This is a genomic window from Microbacterium sp. H37-C3, assembly GCF_027157935.1.
GTDB lineage: Bacteria > Actinomycetota > Actinomycetes > Actinomycetales > Microbacteriaceae > Microbacterium > Microbacterium plantarum.
In genome coordinates, this window is record NZ_JAPVLR010000003.1 from 554,239 (window position 1) to 577,477 (window position 23,239).

At 71.1% G+C, this 23,239-nt stretch carries 23 protein-coding genes; 6 read left to right on the plus strand and 17 right to left on the minus strand.

Annotation, left to right across the window (positions count from 1 at the left end):
• Position 1 precedes the first annotated feature (1 nt).
• The 3 genes from O1W71_RS11635 (at position 2) to O1W71_RS11645 (ending at position 5,676) form a co-directional block, all read left to right on the plus strand.
• Positions 2-3,031 (plus strand): alpha-mannosidase, encoded by a 3,030-nt coding sequence (locus O1W71_RS11635; RefSeq protein WP_269267998.1) that lies wholly within the window; start codon positions 2-4, stop codon positions 3,029-3,031.
• A gap of 121 nt (positions 3,032-3,152) precedes the next feature.
• On the plus strand, positions 3,153-4,949 hold the full coding sequence (locus tag O1W71_RS11640; protein ID WP_269267999.1) for a ribonucleoside triphosphate reductase: 1,797 nt from the start codon (positions 3,153-3,155) through the stop codon (positions 4,947-4,949).
• A 10-nt stretch (positions 4,950-4,959) separates the two neighbouring features.
• The gene (locus O1W71_RS11645) at positions 4,960-5,676 is read left to right on the plus strand and encodes an anaerobic ribonucleoside-triphosphate reductase activating protein (protein ID WP_269268001.1); all 717 of its coding nucleotides are present in this window, start codon (positions 4,960-4,962) and stop codon (positions 5,674-5,676) included.
• Positions 5,677-5,706: 30 nt separating this feature from the next.
• Here the strand turns inward: O1W71_RS11645 and O1W71_RS11650 are convergent, their stop codons facing one another.
• From O1W71_RS11650 to O1W71_RS11660, 3 genes are read right to left on the minus strand one after another with little or no spacing between them, the layout of a single operon-like run.
• A complete protein-coding gene (locus tag O1W71_RS11650) occupies positions 5,707-6,312 on the minus strand; it encodes a CbiQ family ECF transporter T component (RefSeq protein WP_269268002.1) in 606 nt (201 codons plus the stop codon).
• Between the two features lie 25 nt (positions 6,313-6,337).
• Positions 6,338-7,024, minus strand: a complete 687-nt coding sequence (locus O1W71_RS11655) for an energy-coupling factor ABC transporter ATP-binding protein (protein WP_269268003.1) — start codon at positions 7,022-7,024, stop codon at positions 6,338-6,340.
• Positions 7,021-7,662 (minus strand): biotin transporter BioY, encoded by a 642-nt coding sequence (locus O1W71_RS11660; RefSeq protein WP_269268004.1) that lies wholly within the window; start codon positions 7,660-7,662, stop codon positions 7,021-7,023. The genes O1W71_RS11655 and O1W71_RS11660 overlap by 4 nt, the downstream gene beginning before the upstream one ends.
• Before the next feature lie 51 nt (positions 7,663-7,713).
• Between O1W71_RS11660 and O1W71_RS11665 the strand changes: the two genes are divergently transcribed.
• Positions 7,714-8,361 carry a TetR family transcriptional regulator gene (locus O1W71_RS11665; RefSeq protein WP_269268005.1) on the plus strand — a complete coding sequence of 216 codons (648 nt, stop codon included), beginning with the start codon at positions 7,714-7,716 and terminating at the stop codon, positions 8,359-8,361.
• On the opposite strand, the gene O1W71_RS11670 is transcribed toward O1W71_RS11665, so the two are convergent.
• Together O1W71_RS11670 and O1W71_RS11675 are read right to left on the minus strand one after the other, a co-directional pair.
• Positions 8,300-8,707, minus strand: a complete 408-nt coding sequence (locus O1W71_RS11670; RefSeq protein WP_269268006.1) for a DUF2809 domain-containing protein — start codon at positions 8,705-8,707, stop codon at positions 8,300-8,302. The two genes, O1W71_RS11665 and O1W71_RS11670, sit on opposite strands and share 62 nt — an antisense overlap.
• Complete coding sequence (locus O1W71_RS11675) at positions 8,704-9,594, minus strand: NUDIX domain-containing protein (protein WP_269268007.1); 891 nt, start codon at positions 9,592-9,594, stop codon at positions 8,704-8,706. Before O1W71_RS11675 ends, O1W71_RS11670 begins: the two co-directional genes overlap by 4 nt.
• A gap of 93 nt (positions 9,595-9,687) precedes the next feature.
• Here O1W71_RS11675 and O1W71_RS11680 point away from each other — a divergent pair, with 93 nt between their 5' ends.
• Entirely contained in the window at positions 9,688-10,107 is a 420-nt protein-coding gene (locus O1W71_RS11680) for a GNAT family N-acetyltransferase (protein WP_269268008.1), read from the plus strand.
• A gap of 96 nt (positions 10,108-10,203) precedes the next feature.
• Positions 10,204-11,718: an HNH endonuclease signature motif containing protein gene (locus O1W71_RS11685; RefSeq protein WP_269268009.1), complete on the plus strand. Its 1,515-nt coding sequence runs from the start codon at positions 10,204-10,206 to the stop codon at positions 11,716-11,718.
• On the opposite strand, the gene der is transcribed toward O1W71_RS11685, so the two are convergent.
• The 12 genes from der to O1W71_RS11745 all read right to left on the minus strand — a co-directional run bounded on the left by der (position 11,630) and on the right by O1W71_RS11745 (position 23,231).
• Positions 11,630-13,156 (minus strand): ribosome biogenesis GTPase Der, encoded by a 1,527-nt coding sequence (gene der / locus O1W71_RS11690; protein ID WP_269268010.1) that lies wholly within the window; start codon positions 13,154-13,156, stop codon positions 11,630-11,632. The two genes, O1W71_RS11685 and der, sit on opposite strands and share 89 nt — an antisense overlap.
• Complete coding sequence (cmk, locus tag O1W71_RS11695; RefSeq protein WP_269268011.1) at positions 13,156-13,854, minus strand: (d)CMP kinase; 699 nt, start codon at positions 13,852-13,854, stop codon at positions 13,156-13,158. Before cmk ends, der begins: the two co-directional genes overlap by 1 nt.
• The gene (locus tag O1W71_RS11700) at positions 13,847-14,974 is read right to left on the minus strand and encodes a prephenate dehydrogenase (RefSeq protein ID WP_269268012.1); all 1,128 of its coding nucleotides are present in this window, start codon (positions 14,972-14,974) and stop codon (positions 13,847-13,849) included. Before O1W71_RS11700 ends, cmk begins: the two co-directional genes overlap by 8 nt.
• Positions 14,971-15,747: a pseudouridine synthase gene (locus O1W71_RS11705; protein ID WP_269268013.1), complete on the minus strand. Its 777-nt coding sequence runs from the start codon at positions 15,745-15,747 to the stop codon at positions 14,971-14,973. Before O1W71_RS11705 ends, O1W71_RS11700 begins: the two co-directional genes overlap by 4 nt.
• Positions 15,744-16,337: an SMC-Scp complex subunit ScpB gene (gene scpB, locus O1W71_RS11710; RefSeq protein WP_269268014.1), complete on the minus strand. Its 594-nt coding sequence runs from the start codon at positions 16,335-16,337 to the stop codon at positions 15,744-15,746. The genes O1W71_RS11705 and scpB overlap by 4 nt, the downstream gene beginning before the upstream one ends.
• The gene (locus tag O1W71_RS11715; protein WP_269268015.1) at positions 16,327-17,175 is read right to left on the minus strand and encodes a segregation and condensation protein A; all 849 of its coding nucleotides are present in this window, start codon (positions 17,173-17,175) and stop codon (positions 16,327-16,329) included. The genes scpB and O1W71_RS11715 overlap by 11 nt, the downstream gene beginning before the upstream one ends.
• Positions 17,159-18,043 (minus strand): ParA family protein, encoded by an 885-nt coding sequence (locus O1W71_RS11720; RefSeq protein ID WP_094262410.1) that lies wholly within the window; start codon positions 18,041-18,043, stop codon positions 17,159-17,161. Before O1W71_RS11720 ends, O1W71_RS11715 begins: the two co-directional genes overlap by 17 nt.
• 161 nt (positions 18,044-18,204) lie before the next feature.
• On the minus strand, positions 18,205-18,828 hold the full coding sequence (locus tag O1W71_RS11725; protein WP_269268016.1) for a vitamin K epoxide reductase family protein: 624 nt from the start codon (positions 18,826-18,828) through the stop codon (positions 18,205-18,207).
• 92 nt (positions 18,829-18,920) lie between these two features.
• Positions 18,921-19,997 carry a hypothetical protein gene (locus tag O1W71_RS11730; RefSeq protein WP_269268017.1) on the minus strand — a complete coding sequence of 359 codons (1,077 nt, stop codon included), beginning with the start codon at positions 19,995-19,997 and terminating at the stop codon, positions 18,921-18,923.
• 51 nt (positions 19,998-20,048) lie between these two features.
• Positions 20,049-20,972, minus strand: a complete 924-nt coding sequence (gene xerD / locus O1W71_RS11735; protein ID WP_269268018.1) for a site-specific tyrosine recombinase XerD — start codon at positions 20,970-20,972, stop codon at positions 20,049-20,051.
• A 5-nt stretch (positions 20,973-20,977) separates the two neighbouring features.
• Complete coding sequence (locus O1W71_RS11740) at positions 20,978-21,544, minus strand: NUDIX domain-containing protein (protein WP_269268019.1); 567 nt, start codon at positions 21,542-21,544, stop codon at positions 20,978-20,980.
• Positions 21,537-23,231 carry a CTP synthase gene (locus tag O1W71_RS11745; protein WP_094262415.1) on the minus strand — a complete coding sequence of 565 codons (1,695 nt, stop codon included), beginning with the start codon at positions 23,229-23,231 and terminating at the stop codon, positions 21,537-21,539. Before O1W71_RS11745 ends, O1W71_RS11740 begins: the two co-directional genes overlap by 8 nt.
• Positions 23,232-23,239: the final 8 nt, after the last annotated feature.

Here is a 23,239-nt window from a genome sequence, read left to right on the forward strand (position 1 = left end):
CATGCACGACCGCTCCACTCTCGCGCTGCTGCGCATCGACCGATTCGTCCGGGAACGTCTGGCCCCGGCGATCCACCGCGACTCCCGCCCGCTCGCGGTCAGCTGCTGGGAGGCGCCGGCCGAGCCGGTCGCCTTCGACGAGGCCCGCGACGGCGCCTACCGTCCGATCACGGTCGGTGAACCGTGGGGACGCCCGTGGGGGACGACCTGGTTCCGCGTCACGGGCGAGGCGCCGGACGAGTGGTTCGACGGGGGCGAGCCGATCGCCGGGACGCGACCCGAGCTCGTCGTCGACCTCGGATTCACGACCGGACAGGCGGGCTTCCAATGCGAGGCGATGGTGTGGTCGGTCGACGGCCGGCCGCTGCGCGGCATCGCGCCGTTCAACAACGCGGTGACCGAGGCGGTGTCGCCGGGCGGTGCGATCGACGTCTTCGTGGAGGGCGCCTCCAACCCCGACGTCGGGAGCATCTTCACTTTCGCGCCCACACCGGTCGGGGACCGAGAGACCGCCGGGGACGATCCCGTCTACGTGCTGCGGACGGTCGATGTGCGACTGCGCGACCTCGAGGTCACCGCTCTCCTGGACGACACCTCGGCGCTTCGGGGACTTGCGGCGCAGCTCGACCCGGCGTCGGCCCGCCGTGCCGACCTCCTTCTCGCCTTGGAGCGGATGATCGACGTCGTCGACCCGCACGACGTCGCCGGTACCGCCGCCGCGGGCCGCGCCGTCCTCGCTCCCGTGCTGGCCGCGCCGGCCTCGGCGAGCGCACACACCCTGCATGCCGTCGGGCACGCCCATATCGACTCGGCGTGGCTGTGGCCGGTGCGCGAGACGGTGCGGAAGGTCGCTCGCACGTTCTCGAACGTCCTCTCGCTCATGGACGAAGACCCCGACTTCGTCTTCGCCGCGTCGTCGGCGCAGCAGTACGCATGGGTGAAGGAGCACTACCCCGACCTGTTCGAGCGCATCCGCGCGCGTGTGGCGGAGGGCCGGTTCGTGCCGGTCGGCAGCATGTGGGTCGAATCCGACACGAACCTGCCCGGCGCGGAGGCCCTTGCGCGGCAGTTCATCGCGGGCCAAGGCTTCTTCGAGCGCGAGTTCGGCATCGACACCCCCGAGGTGTGGCTTCCCGATTCGTTCGGTTACAGCGGGGCTCTTCCGCAGATCGCGAAGGCCGCGGGCGCCCGCTGGTTCCTCACGCAGAAGATCTCGTGGAACGAGACGAACCGGATGCCGCACCACACCTTCCGGTGGGAAGGCATCGACGGCACCCGCCTGTTCGCCCACTTCCCGCCGGTCGACTCGTACAACTCGATCGTGTCGGCAGCCGAGCTCGCGCACGCCGAACGCAACTACGCCGACAAGGGGCGCGGCACGGTGTCGCTGCTCCCCTATGGATTCGGTGACGGCGGGGGCGGCCCCACGCGCGAGATGACGGCGGCGATCGCGCGGACGACCTCGCTGGAGGGCTCACCCCGTGTCGTTCACTCGACACCGCAGCGGTTCTTCGAGACCGCCGAAGCGGAGTACCCCGAGCCCGAGGTCTGGGTCGGCGAGCTCTATCTCGAGTTCCACCGCGGCACCTACACGAGCCAGCTCGCCACGAAGCAGGGCAACCGCCGCAGCGAGCACCTGCTGCGCGAGGCCGAGCTGTGGGCGACGACCGCGGCTGTGCGCACCGGCACACCGTATCCCGCCGAGAGGATCGCGCGGGCGTGGGAGACGGTGCTGCTGCAGCAGTTCCACGACATCCTGCCGGGATCGTCGATCGCCTGGGTCTATCAGGACGCCGAGCGCAACTACGCCGCGGTCGCCCGCGAGCTCGAGGAGATCATCGGCGACGCGTTGACCGCTCTCGCGGGACCGCCCGAGTCGGGCGAGGCCACATCCGAGCTCAGGGTCAACGCCGCGCCGCACGCGCGCGGCGGGGTTCCGGCGCTCGGAGCCGTACCCGTTGCCCCGGCATCCCGCGTGCGCCCCGAACGCTCGCCCGAGGGTTGGGTGCTCGACAACGGCATCGTGCGCGTGGTGATCGACGATCGCGGCCTGATCGTCTCGGCGGTCGATGTGGCGAGTGGTCGCGAGAGCGTGCCGCCGGGCGCGGCATCCGCTCTTCTGCAACTGCACCGCGACACCCCGACGCAGTGGGATGCCTGGGATGTCGACGTGCACTATCGGAACACCGTCACCGACCTCACCGACATCGACGGCCTCGAGCTCGACGGCGACGAGGTCGTCGTCACCCGATCGTTCGGCTCATCGCGCGTGACCGAGCGCATCGGACTCGATGCCGGGTCGCGCACCCTGTCGCTCGGGTTCGAACTCGACTGGCACGAGACGCAGAAACTGCTCAAGCTCGCGTTCCCCGTCGACGTGCACACCGACAGCGCGACCTCGGAGGTGCAGTTCGGCCACATCGAGCGGAAGACCCACACCAATACGTCGTGGGATGCCGCGCGCTTCGAGACCGTCGCGCAGCGGTGGGTGCGCGTGGGCGAACCCGGCTTCGGCGTCGCGGTCGTGAACGACTCCACCTACGGTCACGACATCACGCGAGCCGAGCGCTCGGTCGGCGGCGGCACGGTCTCGGTCGTCCGGCTGTCGCTCATCCGGTCGGCGCTGTTCCCCGATCCCACGCAGGATCAGGGCACGTATGCACTGGGGGTCGGCCTGGTCGTCGGCGCGGACGTCGAGGATGCCGTCGTCGAGGGCTATCGGCTGAATCTGCCCGAACGGGTGGTGAGGGGGACCGCATCCGCGATCGAGCCGATCGTGACGGTGGCGGATCCGGGGGTCGTCGTCGAGGCGGTCAAGCTCGCCGAGGACGGCTCGGGCGACGTGGTCGTGCGGCTGTACGAGGCGCTCGGTCGCCGTGTCGACACCGTCGTGCACCCCGGTTTCGACGCGCTCGGGGTGGTTCGGACCGATCTGCTCGAGCGCGAGGTCGCGGCCTCCGCCCTCGTCGACGATGCCGTTCCCCTCTCCCTCCGCCCGTTCGAGATCGTGACCCTCCGCTTCGCCCGCTGACGGCTGACGCGCGTGGTGCGCCGGGATTTGTTCCGGCGCGCCACGCAGATCAGGCACATCATGTAGTGGCTGAATCGAGACCCGACCCCCATATCTGGGGAGTCTCGACGAAGGAGCTCACATGACCGCGCGATCCATCTCCGTCCAGGCGACCGTGGAGGAGTACCTCGAGAGACGCGACTGGCGCGTCAACGCGAACGCGAATCAGGGCTACAGCCTCGGCGGGCTCATCCTCAACGCGTCTGGCAAGCTGATCGCCAACTACTGGCTCGACGAGGTCTACGCGCCCGAGGCCGGAGCCGCGCACCGCGACGGCGACATCCACATCCACGATCTCGACGTGTTCGCCGGCTACTGCGCCGGGTGGTCGCTGCGCCAGCTCCTCGAGCAGGGCTTCAACGGGGTTCCGGGCGCGATCTCGTCGGCCCCGCCGAAGCACTTCTCGAGCGCCCTCGGCCAGATCGTCAACTTCCTCGGCACCCTTCAGAACGAGTGGGCCGGAGCGCAGGCGTTCAGCTCGTTCGACACCTATCTCGCACCCTTCGTGCGGCTCGACCGGCTCGACGAGCGAGCGGTGCGCCAGGGCATCCAGGAGCTCGTCTTCAACCTCAACGTCCCCTCGCGATGGGGCACCCAGACCCCGTTCACCAACCTGACCTTCGACTGGGCCTGCCCCGACGACCTCGCCGACCAGCGCCCGCTCGTCGGCGGGCGCCTCGCCGACTTCACGTACGGCGATCTCGCGCCCGAGATGGCGATGATCAACCGCGCGTTCCTGTCGGTGATGACCGAGGGCGACGCCGACGGCCGGGCGTTCACCTTCCCCATCCCGACCTACAACATCACGAAGGACTTCGACTGGGACTCCCCCGAGGCCGACGCGCTGTTCGGGATGACGGCGAAGTACGGCCTGCCCTACTTCCAGAACTTCGTGAACTCCGACCTCGACCCCGGCATGATCCGGTCGATGTGCTGCCGCCTGCAGCTCGACCTCACGGAACTCCTCAAGCGCGGCAACGGGCTGTTCGGCTCGGCCGAGCAGACCGGGTCGGTCGGGGTCGTCACGATCAACTGCGCGCGGCTCGGATTCGTGCACGCCGGCGACCGCGCGGGCCTGTACGCGCAGCTCGACCGGCTGCTGGAGATCGCCCGTGACAGCCTCGAGGCCAAGCGCACCGTCATCGGACGCCACCTCGACGCGGGCCTGTTCCCCTACAGCCGGCGCTACCTCGGCACCCTGGACAACCACTTCTCGACGATCGGCGTGAACGGGCTGAACGAGGCCGTGCGCAACTTCTCCGGCGACGCGGATGACATCACGACCGAGGAGGGGATGCGGTTCGCCGCAGACCTACTCGATCACGTGCGCGCCCGCATGGTGGAGTTCCAGGAGCAGACCGGGCACCTCTACAACCTCGAGGCCACCCCGGCCGAATCGGCGACGTACCGCTTCGCCCGCGCCGATATCGCGCGCTTCGCGGGCATCCGTCACGCCGGCACGACCGCCAACCCGTACTACACGAACTCGTCGCAGCTGCCGGTCGCGTTCACCGACGACCCGTTCCTGGCGATGGAGCTCCAGGAGGGGCTGCAGCAGAGGTACACCGGCGGCACCGTCCTGCACCTCTACATGGGAGAGGCCGCACCGACGGCGGCGGCGTGCAAGACCCTCGTCCGCCGTTCGCTCGAGCGGTTCCGCATCCCGTACATCACGATCACACCCACGTTCTCGATCTGCCCCCAGCACGGGTACCTCTCGGGCGACCACGCGTCATGTCCGCAGTGCCGTGCCGAATGCGAGGTGTGGACGCGGGTGATGGGCTACTTCCGCCCGGTCTCGTCGTTCAACATCGGCAAGAGAGGCGAGGCCGCCGAGCGTGTGGCGTTCTCGTACGAACGCGCCGCGGCGGTCGTGTGACGTGTCCGCTGTGGCGGGTCGCAGCGCTTCCGAGCTGCGCATCGCGGGACTCTCGCGGTTCTCGACGGTCGATTGGCCGGGGCACCTCGTGGCGACGGTGTTCCTGCAGGGATGCCCGTGGGACTGCCGCTACTGCCACAACCCCGATCTGATCGATCCGCGGACAAGCGGGGTGATGCCGTGGGCGGACGTCGCCGCCTTCCTCGGCGAGCGCCGCGGCCTGCTCGACGGGGTGGTCTTCTCGGGCGGTGAGCCGACGATGCAACGCGCCCTCCCCGACGCGATCGCACGCACCCGCGAACTCGGGTTCGACGTCGGACTGCATACGGGCGGCGCCTACCCTGACCTGCTCGAAGCCGTGCTGCCGGCCCTGTCGTGGATCGGCCTCGATGCGAAAGCGGGGGCCGACGACTACGCCGGCGTGACGGGCCGGGGTCCGAGCGGACGCGCCGCACTGCGCTCGCTCGACCTCGTGGTCGCCGCTCAGCGCGAGCGCGCCGCCTCGCCGCATCCGCTCGATGTCGAGGTCCGCACGACCGTGCATCCCGACCTCATCGACGACGCCCGGCTCGGCGATCTCGGCGAGCTGCTGGCCGACCGCGGGGTGCGGCAATGGGCGATCCAGCGATTCCGTGCGGCGGGCAGCCGGTGCGGCACGCCGGTCGCCGCCCCGCTGCGGCTCGACCGCGTGCCGCGAGAACGGTTCGAGCGCGTCGACGTGAGATGAGGCGCCCCGGTTGCGCGGACTCGGCGCGAGTCAGCGCACGCCCCGCGCCGTGAGAGCGTCGCCGAGGTCGTCGGCGTGTTTCAGCGCGAGGACGATGAACGCCAGCGCGGAGGAACGGATGCCGCCTCCCGCGCCCCGCGCGCGGTGCGCGTCTCGCACCTCGCCTGCCAGGCGCGCGAGCGTCGGCACGGAGCCGAGCGCGACGACGAGGAGGAGGGAGATGCGCTCGGGGTCGGCGCCGATCGCCCGGGCGGGACGGAGGGCACGCTCGAAGAGGTCGAGCAGCGCGGCGACCGGCGTCGTCAGCGCCAGCAGGGCGGCGAGCAGGATCGCGGCCAGGATGCGCACGGTTCCGACCACGGCGGACTCGAGCCCCAGGAAGATGAGCTGGCCGGCGAGCGCGATGATCATGAGCCACCGCAGCGCCCGGATCTGTCGGACCAGCTCGCGCCAGCCCGTTCCGGGGACGGCGTAGCAGGCGAGGCACAGGGCGGCCGCACCGGCCGCAGTCGCCGGTGCGGCCGGTGCGGCCGGGAGCAGCGACACCGTCGTCACCAGGCCGAGGAGGAGCAGGGTCTTCGGCCCCGCCGGGAGCCGGTGCCACCCCCGCGCATCCGGACGGTAGAGGGTCAGCATCGTGCCGCACCCGCCTCGGTAGACGTCATCGCCAAGTCCTCGCGTATGAATCGACGACCTCGGCCGCGTCTCCCACGTCGACGATGCGTCCCGCGGCGACGTGCACGCCGACCTCGCACCGCCGCGCGAGATCGAGGTCGTGGGTCACGAGCAGCAGTCGGTGGCCGGTGTCGCCGAGAAGATGACCGGCGATGCGGGCGGCGTTCCGCCCGTCGAGGAACGCGGTCGGCTCGTCCGCGACGACGAGCTCGGGGTCGCGGACGAAGGCTCCGCACAGCGCGAGCAGCTGCTTCTGCCCGCCCGACAGCTCGTGCGCGGGGTGGTCGCGGAGATCGGTCAGGTCGAACCGATCGAGCGCCCGGTCGACCCGTGCAACGCGGTCGGCGCGCGAGCCGCGATCACCGCGAAGCGAGAAGGCGACGTCCTCGGCGACCGTGGGCATGACGATCTGCGCGTCCGGGTTGCTGAAGACGATCGCGACGCGGCGCCGCAGCTCGGCCGCATCCCGGACCGGGTCGCAGCCGAGCACCCGGACGGCTCCCGAGGTCGGCCGCACGAGTCCACCGATGAGTCGGGCCAGCGTCGACTTGCCCGAACCGTTGTCGCCGACCACCGCGATCGTGCGCGCGTCGAGGCCGACGGTGAGGGATTCCAGCACCTGCACGTCCCCGAGGCGGACGGCCGCGGCCTCGAGACGGATGCCGACCGTCATGCCGGGGCGGCGGTCCGGGTCGGCGCATCATCGCCGGTCCGGGTGCTCGCACGCGGCGCCCACGTGCGCCGGAAGGCGCGAGGGTAGCCGCGCACGAGTGCTCCGATCACGAGCATCGCGACGACGACCTTGACGATGTCGCCCGGGACGAAAGCGAGGTTCGCCAGCGCCGCCTGCTCGAGCGGCAGGCGCAGGACGAGGCTCTGGACCGGGATGCCGCACGCATACACGACGAGCACCCCGCCGATGAGGAGCCCGGCCGCGGTGCGCCACCACACGGGTCGCCGCCCGCCGGTGTGGACGATCAGCCCCACCACCACGGCGCCGACGAGCCAGCCGACGAGGTAGCCCGCCGTCGGACCGGCGAAGACCGCGAGCCCGCCGCGGCCGCCCGCGAGGAGCGGAAGCCCCACGGCGACGAGAGCGAGGAAGGTGCCCACCGAGGCCGCGCCGACGACGGGCCCGAGAACGGCGCCGGCGAGCATCACGCCGAGGGTCTGCGCTGTGATCGGCACACCCCCGAACAGCGCGAACGAGCCGGGCAGCCCGAGCACGGCGATGAGGGCCGCGAACACCGCGGCGCGGGCGAGGTCGGTCGCATCGAGCGCGGCGCGCGACGCGGGGATCGGCGGGGTCATGGTTCCTCCTGAACACCGTTCACGTGAACGGCGTTCAGGTAGAGTAGCGCCATGATCGCCGACGATTCAAACCGCGGAGGTCGCGCGCCCCGACGCTCGAGGGACGACGTGGTCGACGCCGCCCTCGAGCTGCTCGACCGGGTCGGCCTGCCCGATCTGTCGATGCGGCGCCTCGCCGAGCATCTCGGCGTGCAGCCGAGTGCCTTGTACCGGCACGTCGAGAACAAGCAGCAGCTGCTGGCGGCCGTGAGCGCGCGTATCCTCCGTCCGGTCAGCGCAGCTGACGAGGCGGGCACGAACCTCGACGTCGCCGCCCGAGACGTCGCCGTGCGCCTGCACGACAGCCTGCTCGCCTACCGCGACGGGGCTGAAGTCGTCTCCAGCTCGCTCGCGCTCGGGCTCGTCGAGCCACCCGTGCACGCGCGGCTCCGGGCCGCCGCGATCGAGCGCGGCGAGCCGTCCGCTCTCGCCGACACGATCGCCGACACCGTCACCCATTTCGTCGTCGGTTTCACCTTCCACCAGCAGCAGCGCCGCAGCGCCGACGCGTGGGGCGCGGCCTCGGGCGACGTCGCCGCCTCGCCCGCGCGCATCGCCGCCGGCGACGATGACGGCTTCACCGCGGCGCTCGACCTGATCATCGCGGGGGTGGCGACGGTGCTCGCCGGCGGCGCCACACAGCATCCAGCGCCCCGGTGATGACGATCGTCACGACGTAGACGAGCAGGTCGCGCGCGTCGAACACCGTCCCGAGCACCAGGACCGCCGGCGGGAAGACCGTGGCCGCCCGCGCGGGCAGATCGCTCAGCTGCAACAGCTCGACGGCGATGCACCAGATGCCGGCGACCGCCGCGACGACGACGGTTGCGGCACGGGGTGCGACGGCGACGACGAGAGCGTAGATCAACACGGCGTAGAGCGCGTCACCGGCGATGTCGGTCGCGGCGGTGTCGGGCAGGATGCCGTGGACCACGAGCCCTGCCGCGACGACAGCGACGGCCAGCGCGGCCGCGCCCCAGCGCCGGGCTGCGCGGCCGGTGGTCACAGCCGGTCGCGGAGCCACGACGTCGAGACCGCCCGGGCCCCCACCGCCTCGACGCGAGCGCGCAGCTCGCGATCCGACGTCACGACGCTGACCCGCTCACCCGCGGCCACGGCGGCGGTGGTCGCGTCGACGATCGCATCGTCACCGGCGGCCGGTGCGCGAGCGAGCTCGACCCCCGCGGGGGCGGTGACGTCGCGCGCCTGCCCCTCGACGACGGCGACCACGCGCGGGAACCAGATGTCTTCGGGGAGCTCCAGGTCCGCGGCATCCATCCCCCGCTCGGCCAACGCCGCCACCTGGGCGAGCAGCCGCTCGGCGGCACCGGCCCGATCGCGCCACCAGCCGTCGGGGACCGAACCGACCACGTTCGCGACGTCGACGATGACGGTCGGGCGTAGCGAGAGCAGGCCGCGCAGCCGGGGCCAGGATGCCGCGAACCCGGGATGCAGCGGGAAGGACTCGACCTCATCGATGGAAACCCACGCGAGCTCGCGACTCTCGGGATCGCTGATGACCGGGTGGAAGGGCGTCGTGACATCGACCACGAGGGTGCCGTAGGTCCACACCCCGACATCCAGCACGGACAGGAACCGCGGCGCAACGGCGTCCGCGGGAACGCCGGCTTCCTCCGCCGACTCGCGCAATGCTCCGTCGCGCGCGGACTCCCCCGCGTGACGCGCGCCGCCGGGAAGACCCCAGGTGTCGCCGAAGTGGCTCCACGACACCCGATGCTGCAGCAGCACGCCCCGCTCCGGATCGATGGCCAGCAGGCCCGCGGCACCGAAGCGCCCCCAGTACCGCTCGCCCGACGGCGCCACGACCCACGCGTCGCCGGGATCGCGCGGGCCGTGCGGCGGGCGCGGGGCGGCGGCGGGATCGTCGGTCATCCTCACAGCCTGACACAGCCGCGGTCCGCGGGCCCGTGATTGGCATCGTGTTACCAGCCGGGTCTCCCCGGTGCTGCGGCGCACAATGGGGACGTGGAGTACGAGATCGATGACTCACCCGCCCGCATCCAGCTCGACGTCGTATGGCGCTGGCTCTCGTCCGAGGCCTACTGGGGCCGCTGGCGCGAGCGCTCCGTGCTCGAGGCGCAGCTCGACGCGGCCTGGCGGGTCGTCGGGGCCTATCGCGCCGACACCGGAGAACAGATCGGCTTCGCCCGCGCGGCATCCGATGGCGCGAGCTTCGCCTATCTCGCCGATGTCTTCGTCGTCGCCGAGCACCAGGGCGCGGGCGTCGCGCACCGTATCCTCCGGCGCATGATCGACGAGGGCCCCGGGCACGACTTCCGCTGGACGCTGTTCACGCGCGACGCGCACAGCCTCTACGCCGAATTCGGCTTCGAGACCCCCGACGAGACCGCGATGGTGCGTCGCGCGTCACCCGCCAAGCGCTGAGGCAGAAACCGGTGAACGCGCTCCGGCAGCGATCAGCACGGCGCTGCCTGTGGATAGTCGAGGCGCGATGTCGGAGGCCCGTGACACTATTCGAACATGTATTCGAATGATGGGCTCGGCGGCGGAATGGGCCGCGACGGTGACGTCGATGCCCTCGCTCAGCTCGTCGCGGATGCCGAGGGCGTATCGGATGCCGCGCGGGCGGTGCAGATTCGTGAGGTTCGGGTGCTCGCGGCGGCTGGTGTGCTCGCGGAGAAGCAGGCGGCTGGGGCATCGGAGAAGGTCAAGGCGCGCGAGATGGCGTTGCGGGGCATCGCCGCGGAACTGGCCGGAGTGTTCGTCGCGACCGACCGGACGCTGCAGCGCCGCATCGACGAGGCGCGCGATCTGGTCGACAACTTCCCGCTAACACTGGCCGCGTGGGAGGACGGACGAATCGTCCGCGGGCATGTGCGGGTGATCCAGGAGATCGGCTGCATCGTGCCCGTGGCGGATCGAGCGGAGTTCGAACGCGTCGCGGTCGAACGGTGTGAGGACGAGACACCCAACCGGGTGCGCGACGCGTTGCGGATGCTGGCGGAGCGGATTCCCCCGCGGACGTTCACCGAGCGGCACGAAGAAGCCGCCGCGGGACGGTGCGTGCGGGTGCAGGCCGGGCCGGACGGGATGTCCGACCTGATCGCGACCCTGCCGACCGTGATCGCCGACGGAATCGTGGACCGGCTGACGCGTCAGGCCCGGGAGATCATCAATGCGCGGGCCCAGGCTGACGTGCCTGGCACGCCTGACACTCGAGCCGACGCGAACGGCGCTTTACCCGATGCCGACACGACGATTCGCGACGGGTCGTCGTTCGTCGACGATGCGCGCACGATCGATCAGGTCCGCGCGGACGTGTTCTCCGACCTGCTCCTCGCCGGGTCGCCGGCCCTCGATCCCACCGGCACCGGTGACGGCGACGGGACGCTCGGAGCGATCCGGGCCCACGTGCAAGTCGCCGTGTCCGCACTCACGCTGATGGGTCAGGACGACGGGCCCGCTGACTTGGCCGGGCGCTCGCCCATCGACGCCGCCACCGCACGCGAACTCGCGGGCAACGCAACCTCCTGGGACCGGCTGCTGACCGATCCGGTCACCGGGACGGTGCTCGAGTGCGACAGCTACCGCCCCACCGCCGCGATGGTACGGCTGCTGCGGGCGAGGGACCGGCACTGCCGGTTCCCCGGATGCCGACAACCCGCCATCCGCTGCGAACTCGACCACACCATCGCCGCATCGGACGGCGGTGCCACCCACGTGTGCAACTTGGCGAACCTCTGCAAACGCCATCACGACGTCAAACACCACACCCGATGGCGAGTACGACAACTCCCCGGCGGAAGGCTGATCTGGACATCACCGACCGGACGGATCTACCGCGAAGACGCACCACCACCCCTCGTCGCCTTCACGACCACGGATCCACCCGGCCCGGGGCTCCACCGTTCTGAGCACGAGCGGCCGCGGGGTGCTGCGCCGGGCGTCAGCGCTGGCGCTTCTCGCGCACCCGCATGTTCGTCACGATCGGCGTGCCCTCGAAGCCGAAGATCTCGCGCAGCCGTCGCTGGATGAACCGGCGGTAGCCCGGGTCGAGGAACCCGGTCGTGAACAGCACGAATGTCGGCGGACGCGTCGACGCCTGGGTCCCGAACAGGATGCGGGGCTGCTTGCCGCCGCGCAGCGGGTGCGGGTGCTCCGCGACGAGCTCGGCGAGGAACGCGTTGAACTTGCCCGTCGGGATGCGCTGATCCCACGACTGCAGCGCGGTCTCGAGAGCGGGAACCAGCTTGTCGAGGTGACGACCGGTACGGGCCGAGAGGTTGACGCGCGGCGCCCACGTGACGTGCGCGAGGTCCTGCTCGATCTCGCGCTCGAGGTAGCGGCGACGGTCGGCGTTGTCCATGTCGGCGTCGTTGAGGCGGTCCCACTTGTTGAACGCGAGCACGAGCGCTCGACCGGACTCGAGCACGAGGTCGATGATGTTGAGGTCCTGCACGCTGATCGACTCGGTCACGTCGAGCACGACGACGGCGACCTCGGCCTTCTCGAGGGCCGCTGACGTGCGCAGCGACGCGTAGAAGTCCGCACCCTGCTGCAGGTGCACCCGTCGACGGATGCCGGCCGTGTCGACGAGTCGCCACAGCTTGCCGCCGAGTTCGACGACCTCGTCGACGGGGTCGCGGGTCGTGCCCGCGAGGTCGTTCACGACGACGCGCTCCTCGCCCGCGGCCTTGTTGAGCAGCGACGACTTGCCGACGTTCGGGCGCCCCAGGATCGCGACGCGACGGGGTCCGCCCAGCTCGTTCTTCGCGACGGCCGAGACCTCGGGGAGCACCTTCATGATCTCGTCGAGAAGATCCGCGACTCCACGCCCGTGGATGGCCGAAACGGGGTGCGGCTCGCCCAAGCCGAGGTTCCACAGCGCCGCAGCCTCGGGCTCCTGGCGCGCGTCATCGATCTTGTTCGCGATGAGGAAGACCGGCTTGTCGCTCTTGCGCAGCAGACGGACGACGGCCTCGTCGGTGGCGGTGGCCCCGACCATCGCGTCGACGACGAACAGCACGACATCCGCGAGGTCGATCGCGACCTCGGCCTGCGCGGCCACCGAACGGTCGATGCCGCGGGCGTCGGGCTCCCACCCGCCGGTGTCGACGAGGGTGAAACGGCGGTCCATCCACTCGGCCTTGTAGCTGACGCGGTCACGCGTGACACCCGGGGTGTCCTCGACGACGGCTTCGCGCCGACCCAGGATGCGGTTGACCAGCGCCGACTTCCCGACGTTCGGACGCCCGACGATGGCGACCACCGGCAGCGCCGGGAGCACCTCGACGACCTCGCCACCCGCGGTCAGGCCTGCGAGCAGGTGAGCATCCTCATCATCGAGCTCGTAGTCGGCGAGGGTCGCCCGCAGCGCGGCGGCCCGCTGGTCGGCGAGCTCCTCGTCGAGGTTCGCGAGCTTCTCCTCGAGCTGGTCGGGACCGCCCTGATATTCGTCTTCGGTCGTAGCCATCAGTTCTCTCCTGTCGCGGTGCGAACGACGTCGATGACGGCGTCCACGGTCCGATCGAAGTCCAATTCGGTCGAGTCGACCACCACGACGCCGGGCGCCGCGGTGAGGAAGTCGACGACCTTCGAGTCCGACGCGTCACGCCGGTGGAGCGCCTCGGCGACAGCCGCGGCATCCTCCCCCGTGAGCTCGGCGCTGCGGCGCGCGGCGCGCACCTCGGGGCTGGCGGTCAGCAGGATGCGCACGGGCGCATCGGGGAAGACCACGGTGGTGATGTCCCGCCCCTCGACGATGACACCGGCCGATTCGGATGCCGCCACGAGCGCCCGGAACAGGACGTTAACGCGCTCGCGCACTTCGGGCACGCGTGCGACGCCGCTGACGGCCGCCGAGACGCGGGGCTCGCGGATCTCATCGGTGACGAAGACGTCGCCGACGCGGACCCAGTGGTCATCGGGGTCGAGCGAGATCGCGTAGTCGAAACCGTCGAGGGCGCGCACCACGGCGTCCGCGTCGGCGGTGTCGTCATCGCGCTCGAGCACGCGCCACGCCAGCGCACGGTAGGCGGCGCCGGTGTCGAGGAAGCCGTAGCCGAGCACGCGGGCCGCCTGCTTCGACACGCTCGACTTGCCGCTGCCGGCGGGACCGTCGATCGCGACGGTCACCGGGAACGATTCAGGCACCGGAGACGACTCAGGCATGGGGGATGCTCGCGATCTTCCAGCCGCGCTTCTCGAGCCCGGCGACGGCTTCATGGACGGCGCTGGGGACGACGCTCAGCTCGGCCAGCCCGAACTGCGCGCCCGGGGAGTGCTCGAGGCGGAGGTCCTCGATGTTCACCCCGAGCTCGCCGAGGTCGCCGAACAGGCGCCCGAGCTGACCCGCGGTGTCGTCGACGCGCACGACGATCTGCTCGAACCGGCGGTTCTGGCCGTGCTTACCGGGCAGGCGCTCGACGCCCTCATTGCCACGACGGATGGTGTCGGCGAGCGCGCGGCGGGCACCGGGGGCCGCCGGGTCGCGCAGCGCGTCGGCCACTGCACGCAGGTCGCCCGCCAGCTCATCGAGCACGGCGACGACGGGGGCCGCGTTCGCGCCCAGGATCTGCACCCACAGTTCGGGAGCGGATGCCGCGATGCGCGTCGTGTCGCGCACGCCCTGACCGGTCAAGCGCAGGGATCCCTCGGGAGCCGCGACGAAGCGTCCGGCGAGGAGGCTCGCCACCAGCTGCGGGACGTGCGAGGTGAGGGCGACGGCTTCGTCGTGCTCCTGCGGCGTCATCTCGAGCGGCATCGCGCCGAGGTCGAGCGCGAGCCCTTCGACGACCGCGAGATCGGAGGCGCGCGTCTCATCGTCACGACACACGACCCACGGGCGACCGATGAAGATGTCCGCGCGCGCCGAGATCGCGCCGCCCCGCTCGCGGCCGGCGAGCGGGTGCGAGCCGATGTAGTGGGTGAGGTCGACCCCGCGCTTGCGCAGCTCGAGGTAGGGCTCGAGCTTGACGCTCGCGACATCCGTCACGACGACGCCGGGGTGGGCGCGCAGCTCGCGCTCGATCACATCCGCCGTGACGTCGGGCGGCACCGCGACCACGATGAGGACGGGGCGGTCGTCCGGGGCCGCGAGCCGGCCCGCACCGTAGTCGACGGCGAGCCGCAGCTGAGCGGGCGAAGCGTCGTCGAGCACGACGTCGACGCCGAGCAGACGCAAGGCGTGACCGATGCTCGAGCCGAGCAGGCCCGCGCCGACGATGCGCACGGTGCCGGCCGTGCGCGCGGCACGGCCGGGGCGCACGGGATCGAGCGAGGAATCGGTCACGGGTTCTCCGGAGAAGTCGGGTGCTCGGGGGCACCGTCGGCGCTGCGCGAGAGCGTCAGCAGCGCACCGCGTTCCACTGTAGTCAACTCCCGGGCGCGTCCCGCCGGGAGGGTTCCCAGGTGAAGCGGCCCGAACTGTCGCCGCACGAGCTCGAGAACCGGATGCCCGACCTCGGCCATCATGCGCCGCACGATGCGATTGCGGCCCGAGTGGAGCGTCAGCTCGACGAGGCTCGTCTCACCCGACGTGTCGAGCAGCCGCGCCTTGTCGGCCGCGATCGGGCCGTCGTCGAGCTCGACGCCCTTGGTCAGCCGTGCGATCGTTTGCGGGGCCACGCGCCCGCGCACCTTCGCGATGTACACCTTCGTCACCCCGAACGAGGGGTGGGCCAGGACGTGGGCGAGCTCGCCGTCGTTCGTGAGCACGAGCAGACCGCTGGTCTCGGCATCCAGGCGGCCGACGTTGTACAGGCGCTCGTCCCAGTCCTTCGTGAACCGGCGCAGGTCGGCGCGGCCCTTCTCGTCCTTCATCGAGCTGACGACACCCGTCGGCTTGTTGAGCATGACGTAGCGCTTCGTCGTGTCGAGCTGCACGGCCGTGCCGTCGACGTCGACCCTGTCGGCAGCCGGGTCGATGCGGCTGCCGAGCTCGGTCACGACGGCTCCGTTGACCCGGACGCGCCCCTCGACGATCAGCTGCTCGCACACGCGGCGCGACGCCACCCCGGCATTGGCGAGGACCTTCTGTAGGCGTACTCCTTCGGCATCCGTCATCGGGTCGCCTCTCCTTCGAAACCGTCGGTGCCGTCGTCGAGCAACGGCGAAATGGGCGGCAGCTCGTCGAGCGAGTTGATGCCGAGGTTGACCAGCAGCGCGTCGGTCGTGCCGTACAGGATGGCACCGGTCTCGGGGTCGTGACCGACCTCTGTCACCAACCCGCGCGAGAGCAGGGTGCGCACGACCGAGTCGACGTTGACGGCGCGGATCGACGCCACCTGACTGCGCGACACCGGCTGCTTGTACGCGATGACCGCGAGGGTCTCGAGGGCTGCCTGCGAGAGCCGCGACGGCGCCTGCGTGTTGACGAACTCGCTCACGAGGGCGTCGTGCTCCGCTCGCACGTACATCCGCCACCCGCCGCCCACTTCGCGCAGCTCGAAGCCGCGACGCGGCCCACCCGTCTCGCCGTCGTAATCGGCGACGAGCCCGGCGACCGCCTGCCGCACGGCTGCGACGGGTGCCCCGACGGCGGCGGCGAGGGAGACGAGGCTCTGCGGCTCGTCGACGATCAGCAGAACCGCCTCGAGCCGCCGCGCGACGTCCGCGATCGGGTTGGCCACGGTCGGTGTCGGGTCATCGGTCATAGTCGGCTCCCAGGGTGGCGAGGTTCTCCTCGGACCAGCGCTCCGCGGTCCAGCGCAGCGTCAGCTCGCCGAGCGGCTCGAGCTGCTCGAACGACAGCGCCGCGTGACGGTAGAGCTCGAGCACGGCGAGGAAACGGGCCACGACGACGCCGGGCTGCGCGACCCCGGCGACGAGTTCACGGAAGTTCAGGGTACCCGCGCCGCGCAGCAGCGTCACGACGATGGCCGCCTGCTCGCGGATCGACACGAGCGGAGCGTGCAGGTGGTCGAGCCCCACGACGGGGATCTCCTTCGGAGCGAACGCGAGCATCGCCAGTGCCGCGAAGTCGTCGGGGGTCAGCGTCCACACGAGCTCCGGCGCGGCCGCGCGGTACTTCTCGTCGAGGCGAACCGACCGGGTGTGACGACGGTCCTCGGCGACGACCCGCTCGGCGAACCAGCCGGCGACCTGCTTGAACGCGCGGTACTGCAGCAGACGGGCGAACAGCAGGTCGCGCGCTTCGAGCAGCGCCACCGACTCGGCGTCGATGAGCTCGCCCTGCGGCAGGAGCCCGGCGACCTTCATGTCCAGCAGCGTCGCGGCGACGACGAGGAACTCCGAGGCGGCGTCGAGCTCTGCGGGCTCGAGCCCGCGCAGGTAGCCGATGAACTCATCGGTGACCTTGCTGAGCGACACCTCGGTGATGTCGAGCTCGTGCTTGCCGATGAGGTTCAGCAGCAGGTCGAAGGGGCCGTCGAAGTTCGTCAGCGAGACCCGGAAGCCCGGACCGTTCGGATCGCCCGCGTCGGGTTCGGCCGGCCCGGCCGCATCGACGATCCCGTCAGGCGACGGCGCCACGGGCGACGAGCTCCCGCGCGAGACGCAGGTAGGCCTGCGCGGCCTGATGCTCCGGCGCGAAGGTGATGATCGGGACCCCCGCGACCGACGCATCGGGGAACTTCACGGTGCGCCCGATGACCGTCTCGAGCACGTCGTCGCCGAAGGCCTCCACGACGCGTTCGAGCACCTCGCGCGAGTGGAGGGTGCGCGGGTCGTACATCGTGGCGAGGACGCCGTCGAGCTCGATGGACGGGTTCAGCCGGTCGCGCACCTTGTCGATCGTCTCGATCAGCAGCGCGACGCCGCGCAGCGCGAAGAACTCGCACTCGAGCGGGATGAGCACGCCGTGGCTCGCTGTCAGCGCGTTGACCGTGAGCAGCCCGAGCGAGGGCTGGCAGTCGACGAGGATGACGTCGTACTCGGACGAGACCCCGCGCAGCACGCGCGCCAGGATCGTCTCGCGGGCGACCTCGTTGACGAGGTGCACCTCGGCCGCCGAGAGGTCGATGTTCGCGGGGATGACGTCGAGCCCGGGCACAGACGTCTCGACGATGACCTCGTGAGGGTCGCGCTTGGTGTCGAGCAGCAGGTCGTAGATCGTCGGCACGTCGTGCGTCGCGATTCCGAGGCCCGCCGACAGCGCCCCCTGCGGGTCGAAGTCGACGGCGAGCACCTTGCGACCGTACTCGGCGAGCGCGGCGGCGAGGTTGATCGTCGTCGTGGTCTTGCCGACGCCGCCCTTCTGGTTGCAGAGGGCGATGATGCGGGCCGGGCCGTGACCATCGAGCTTCGGCGGGGTCGGGAAACCTCGGTATGGCCGACCGGTGGGTCCGATCGGGGTGTCCTCCGTGGGGGCCTTCCCGGCCTTCCGCGACTTGTCCGTCACCGAGACTCCTGCTTTCCGTAGCGTGCGATCGATTCTCGCACAGGCACCCGGCGTGAGCCGATACGTTCGTCGGACGCGCGGGGCAGAAGTGGCCTGGGCCGACGCCCGAGGCGACACCAGCACCGCCGATCCGACGAACGTATCTCCGCAACGCCTCCGGGTCACAGGCTCCCGAGCACGTCGAGCCGCAGCTGGGCGGCGACGGCGATCAGCAGGTAGTCGACGACCACGACGAGGGGTGTCCACGCCAGCAGCAGCGCGCCGACGCGTTGCGGCGCGCGGCCCCAGACCCCCTCGCGCAGCGTCCACCCGAGAGTCGTCCAGAACAGCGGGATCGTCACGAGCCACACGACCATGCACCACGGGCAGAGCGAGCCGTACTCGAACACGCTGCGGTAGGCGAAGACGTGGACGAGCGCGAACGCCGCCGCGATGAACCCCGCGTACACCCGCCAGTACCAGGGACGCAGCCCGCCCGGCGCCGCGAGCCCGGAGACTCCCGCGTAGATGGCGCCCGGAAAGAGCACGATCCCGATGATCGAGTTGCTGAACCCGAGCAGGTTCCCGCCGGGGCTCAGCAGGTTGGGGCCGCACGTGACGATCGGGCTGATGTCGCACGAGATGAGGGCGTCGGCACCGGTGAGCTGGCCGATGTACTCGTGGTAGAGCAGGAACGACACGATCCAGCCCGCGACGCCCGCCACGATCCAGACGACGGCGAGCGCGGGGCCGGGACGGATGCCGCGCCTGTTCTCCGAAACGGCGGCGGATGCTGCGGTGGGCATGCTGTCATCCTGCGGCGCCGGTACCGCGCCCGCGGCCGCCCCGTGCCGGGAAAAAGCGGGTTCGACCGGATGCCGCGAGCGCCGCCCGAGCTTCAGCGCCAGGTGGCGGTGAGGAGACCGGCGACGACCCCGAAGACGAGGGGCAGCAGGCAGCCGATGGCGACGGGGCGACCGACCGCGGGCCGGGTGAACAGGTGCGCTCGCGTCTCGGCCCGTTCCGCGTCGGTGCTGCGCAGCGCGCCGCCCGGCGACGGCTCCGGGTGAGCGGCCGCGGCATCCTCGATACGCGCGGCGATCGCGAGCAGGTCCTCGGTCCAGCGCCAGAACGGGGCGGTCCAGCGCGCCAGCGCGCCACGCGAGAGGAAGTACACGTGTCGGCCGACGGTCTCGACGTCGACGTCGGGCGCGACCGCCGCCAGGCCGGAGCGCACGGACGGCGTGAGCATCCGGCGAACACGGTCGCCGTCGGCGGGCGCGCACCAGACGCCGAAGTGCTCGTCGAACCCGCCACCGATCTCGATCCGCTCCTGCCCGAGGGGCGGACGCCAGGAGGGCGCGCCCGGCGCGTGCACCGCGACCAGGCTCGCCCGCGGCAGCTCGGCGGCGAGGCCTACGCGGAGATACGTCAGCGAGTGCGGCATCCGATAGCGGCCGATCCAGGTGTCGAAAGCGTAGTCCGCCGACCGGAACGGGCGCGGCTCGCTCCCCGTCACGACAGCGGTCGCCATCCGGCGCTTGCCGAGGCCGAAGACGGTCGCACTCTCCTGCGGGTCGTCCTCGCGGTGGCGCAGACCGAGCCGGTTCGCGGTCGCGAACCCTTCCAGACGGTACAACGCGGCATCGGCCTCCTGCCGGGCGCGACGCATCCCGCCGAAGCGACTCACCGCGAGTGGCAGCATCATCACCGCCGCGATCACGATGTTCGACCACGACAGGCCCGAGCCGCCTGCCATCGATTGGATGAAGAGGACGAAGAGCAACGCGAGCAGGCCCACCCCGAGCACCAGCACCGCCGAGACGAACACCGCCCGCACGGCGACCAGCCATGAGGCGCGCCGGCCCGCTTCGCCACGGAGCCCCTCGTCGCCGGGCTCGGGGAGCGGCGTCGTGAGCGCCTCGGTGCCGAACGGGGCGGCGCCGGCGTCGTCCCGGGGTGCGCCGCTGCTCATGCCCCTATCCTGCCGTGCCGGGGCTGCGACGCCGTCCGCTTGTACCCCGTCTCAGCGCGCGCGAGGATGCGACGTGGCGTAGATCTCCCGCAACGCGTCGACCGTGACGTGCGTGTAGATCTGGGTGGTGGCGACCGAGGCGTGCCCGAGCAGCTCCTGCACGACGCGGACGTCGGCCCCGCCCTGCAGCAGGTGCGTCGCGAACGAGTGCCGCAGGGTGTGCGGCGACACATGCGCCGTCAGTTCCGCGCGCTCGGCCGCCTGCTGGATGATCAGCCACGCGCTCTGCCGCGACAGCGGAGCACCGCGTACCCCGAGGAAGAGTCGGGGCGTCGCGCGTCCGCGCCGGGAGAGCTCCGGCCGGGCGCGCGCCAGATAAGCCTCGACGGCGGCGCGCGCGTACGAGCCGACCGGGACGATCCGCTCCTTCGCGCCCTTGCCGCGAACGCGCAGCACGTCGCCGAGGGCGAGGTCGTCGACATCCAGCTGCACGATCTCGGACACGCGCGCGCCCGTCGCGTACAGCAGCTCGAGCAGCGCTCGATCCCGCAGCGCGGCGATGTCGGTCGCGGCGACATCGCCCGGAGCGGGACCCGCCGCGTCGAGCAGACTCTCGACCTGGTCGATCGTCAGAGCTTTCGGCAGGCGCCGCGGCGTCTTGGGCGGGCGCAGCCGCTGCGTGGGATCGGCATCGACGATGCCTTCACGGGCGAGGAAGCGGTGCCACCCGCGCAGCGACGACTGCAGCCGCGCCAGCGACGTGGCCGCCGGCGGCGGGTCGGCGGATGCCGCTTCCTCGGCGAACCGGGTCACGACCTCAGCCGTGATCGCGGACGTGTCACCGATCCCCTGCTCGGCGAGCCACGCGGTGTACGCGTCGAGATCGCGCCGGTAGGCCGCGACGGTGTGCGCCGACAGCCCGCGCTCGACCGAGATGTGGCGCAGGTACGCCGCGACAGCGCGGTCGAGCCGCACGTCCGTCAGCCCCGGCGCAGCCGTTCGGCTGCCGCCAGCACGCCCGTCGCCAGGATGCCGTTGCGGAACCGTCCCGCGAGCACGCCGTCGACGACCTCCGTGAGCGGTACGCGCTCGACGCGCATGTCGGCTTCCTCGTCCTCGCGCTCGTACGCGCTCGGCGCCGGACTGAGGCCGCGCGCGAGGAAGACGTGGATGACCTCGTCGTTGCCCCCGGGCGTCGTGAAGATGCTGACGAGCGGCTCGAGCGACGCCGCCACCAGGTCGACCTCCTCGGCGAGTTCCCGCCGCGCGGTCTCGATCGGGGGCTCGCCGGCGACGTCGAGCAGCCCCGCGGGGATCTCCCAGTCGCGATGACGGATCGGATGCCGGTACTGCTGGATCAGCACGACGCGCTCTTCGTCGTCGATCGCGACGACCGCGGCCGCACCGGGGTGGTCCACGAACTGGCGCGTGATCTCCCCGTCACCGAAACGCACCGTCTCGCTCCGCACGTCCCAGACGCGCCCCGAGTACACCAGCTCGCTCGAGATGACCTCGGGCTCGACGGGCTCGTCGCGCAGCTCAGGCATCCTCGACCTCGAACAGCTCGCTCGCGCGGTGCCGGTCGAGGGCGGCGGCGACCAGCCCACGGAACAGCGGGTTCGCCTCGGTCGGACGCGACCGGAGCTCAGGGTGGGCCTGCGTCGCGATGTAGTACGGGTGCACGTCGCGCGGCAGCTCGACGTACTCGACGAGGTTGCGGTCGGGTGACAGGCCCGAGAAGACCAGGCCGGCCTCGGCGATCTGGTCGCGGTACCGGTTGTTCACCTCGTAGCGGTGGCGGTGGCGCTCGGAGGCCTTCGTCGCCCCATACACCTCGGCCGCGAGCGAGCCCTCGGCGAGGTCGGCCTCGTACAGGCCCAGGCGCATCGTGCCGCCGAGGTCGCCGCCGGCGATGATGTCGACCTGCTCGGCCATCGTCGCGATGACGGGGAACTCGGTCTCCGGGTCGAACTCGCTCGACGACGCACCGGCGAGGCCCGCCATGTTGCGGGCGTACTCGATCACCATGCACTGCAGCCCCAGGCAGATGCCGAGGGTCGGGATGCCCTGCTCGCGCGCGAACTTCAGCGCGCCGAGCTTGCCCTCGATGCCGCGGATGCCGAAGCCGCCGGGCACGACGATGCCGTCGACGCTCGCGAGCGCCTTCTCGGCGCCCTCGGGGGTCTCGCACAGATCGGAGGGGATCCAGGTGACGTTGACCTTGGTCTCCTGCGCGAAGCCGCCGGCCTTCAGCGCCTCGGTGACCGAGAGGTACGCGTCGGGAAGATCGATGTACTTGCCGACGAGACCGATCGTGACCTCGTGCTTGGGGTTGTGGACGGCGTCGAGCACCTTGCTCCACCGGGTCCAGTCGACGTCGTCGGCCTTCTCGGCCAGCCCGAGCCGGCGCGTGATGTACGCGTCGAGACCCTGATCGTTCAGGGTCGAGGGGATGTCGTAGATGCTCGGCAGGTCGACGGTGTTCACGACGCCCTCGACGTCGACATCGCACATGAGCGCGATCTTGTTGCGGTTGCTCTCGCTGACGGGGCGGTCGCTGCGCAGCACGAGGGCGTCGGGCTGGATGCCGACCTGGCGGAGGGCCGCGACGGAGTGCTGCGTCGGCTTCGTCTTCTGCTCGCCCGAGGCGCCCATGAACGGCACGAGCGAGACGTGCACGAAGAACACGTTGTCGCGGCCGAGCTCGTGGCGCAGCTGACGGGCCGCTTCGAGGAACGGCTGCGACTCGATGTCGCCGACGGTGCCGCCGACCTCGGTGATGATGACGTCGGGGCGGGGCTCCTCGGTCGCCTGCAGCCGCATCCGGCGCTTGATCTCGTCGGTGATGTGCGGGATGACCTGGACGGTGTCGCCGAGGTACTCGCCGCGGCGCTCCTTGGCGATGACCTGCGAATAGATCTGACCGGTCGTGACGTTCGCCGCCTGGCTCAGCTCGATGTCGAGGAACCGCTCGTAGTGTCCGATGTCGAGATCGGTCTCGGCGCCGTCATCGGTCACGAAGACCTCACCGTGCTGGAACGGGTTCATCGTGCCCGGGTCGACGTTCAGATAGGGGTCGAGCTTCTGCATCACGACGCGAAGACCGCGTGCGGTGAGAAGGTTGCCGAGACTCGCGGCGGTCAGTCCCTTACCGAGAGAAGAGACCACACCACCGGTCACGAAGATCTGCTTGGTGGTGTTCTGGGAAGAGGCCGCGCGATGAGTGTCCGTCACGGGCTTCT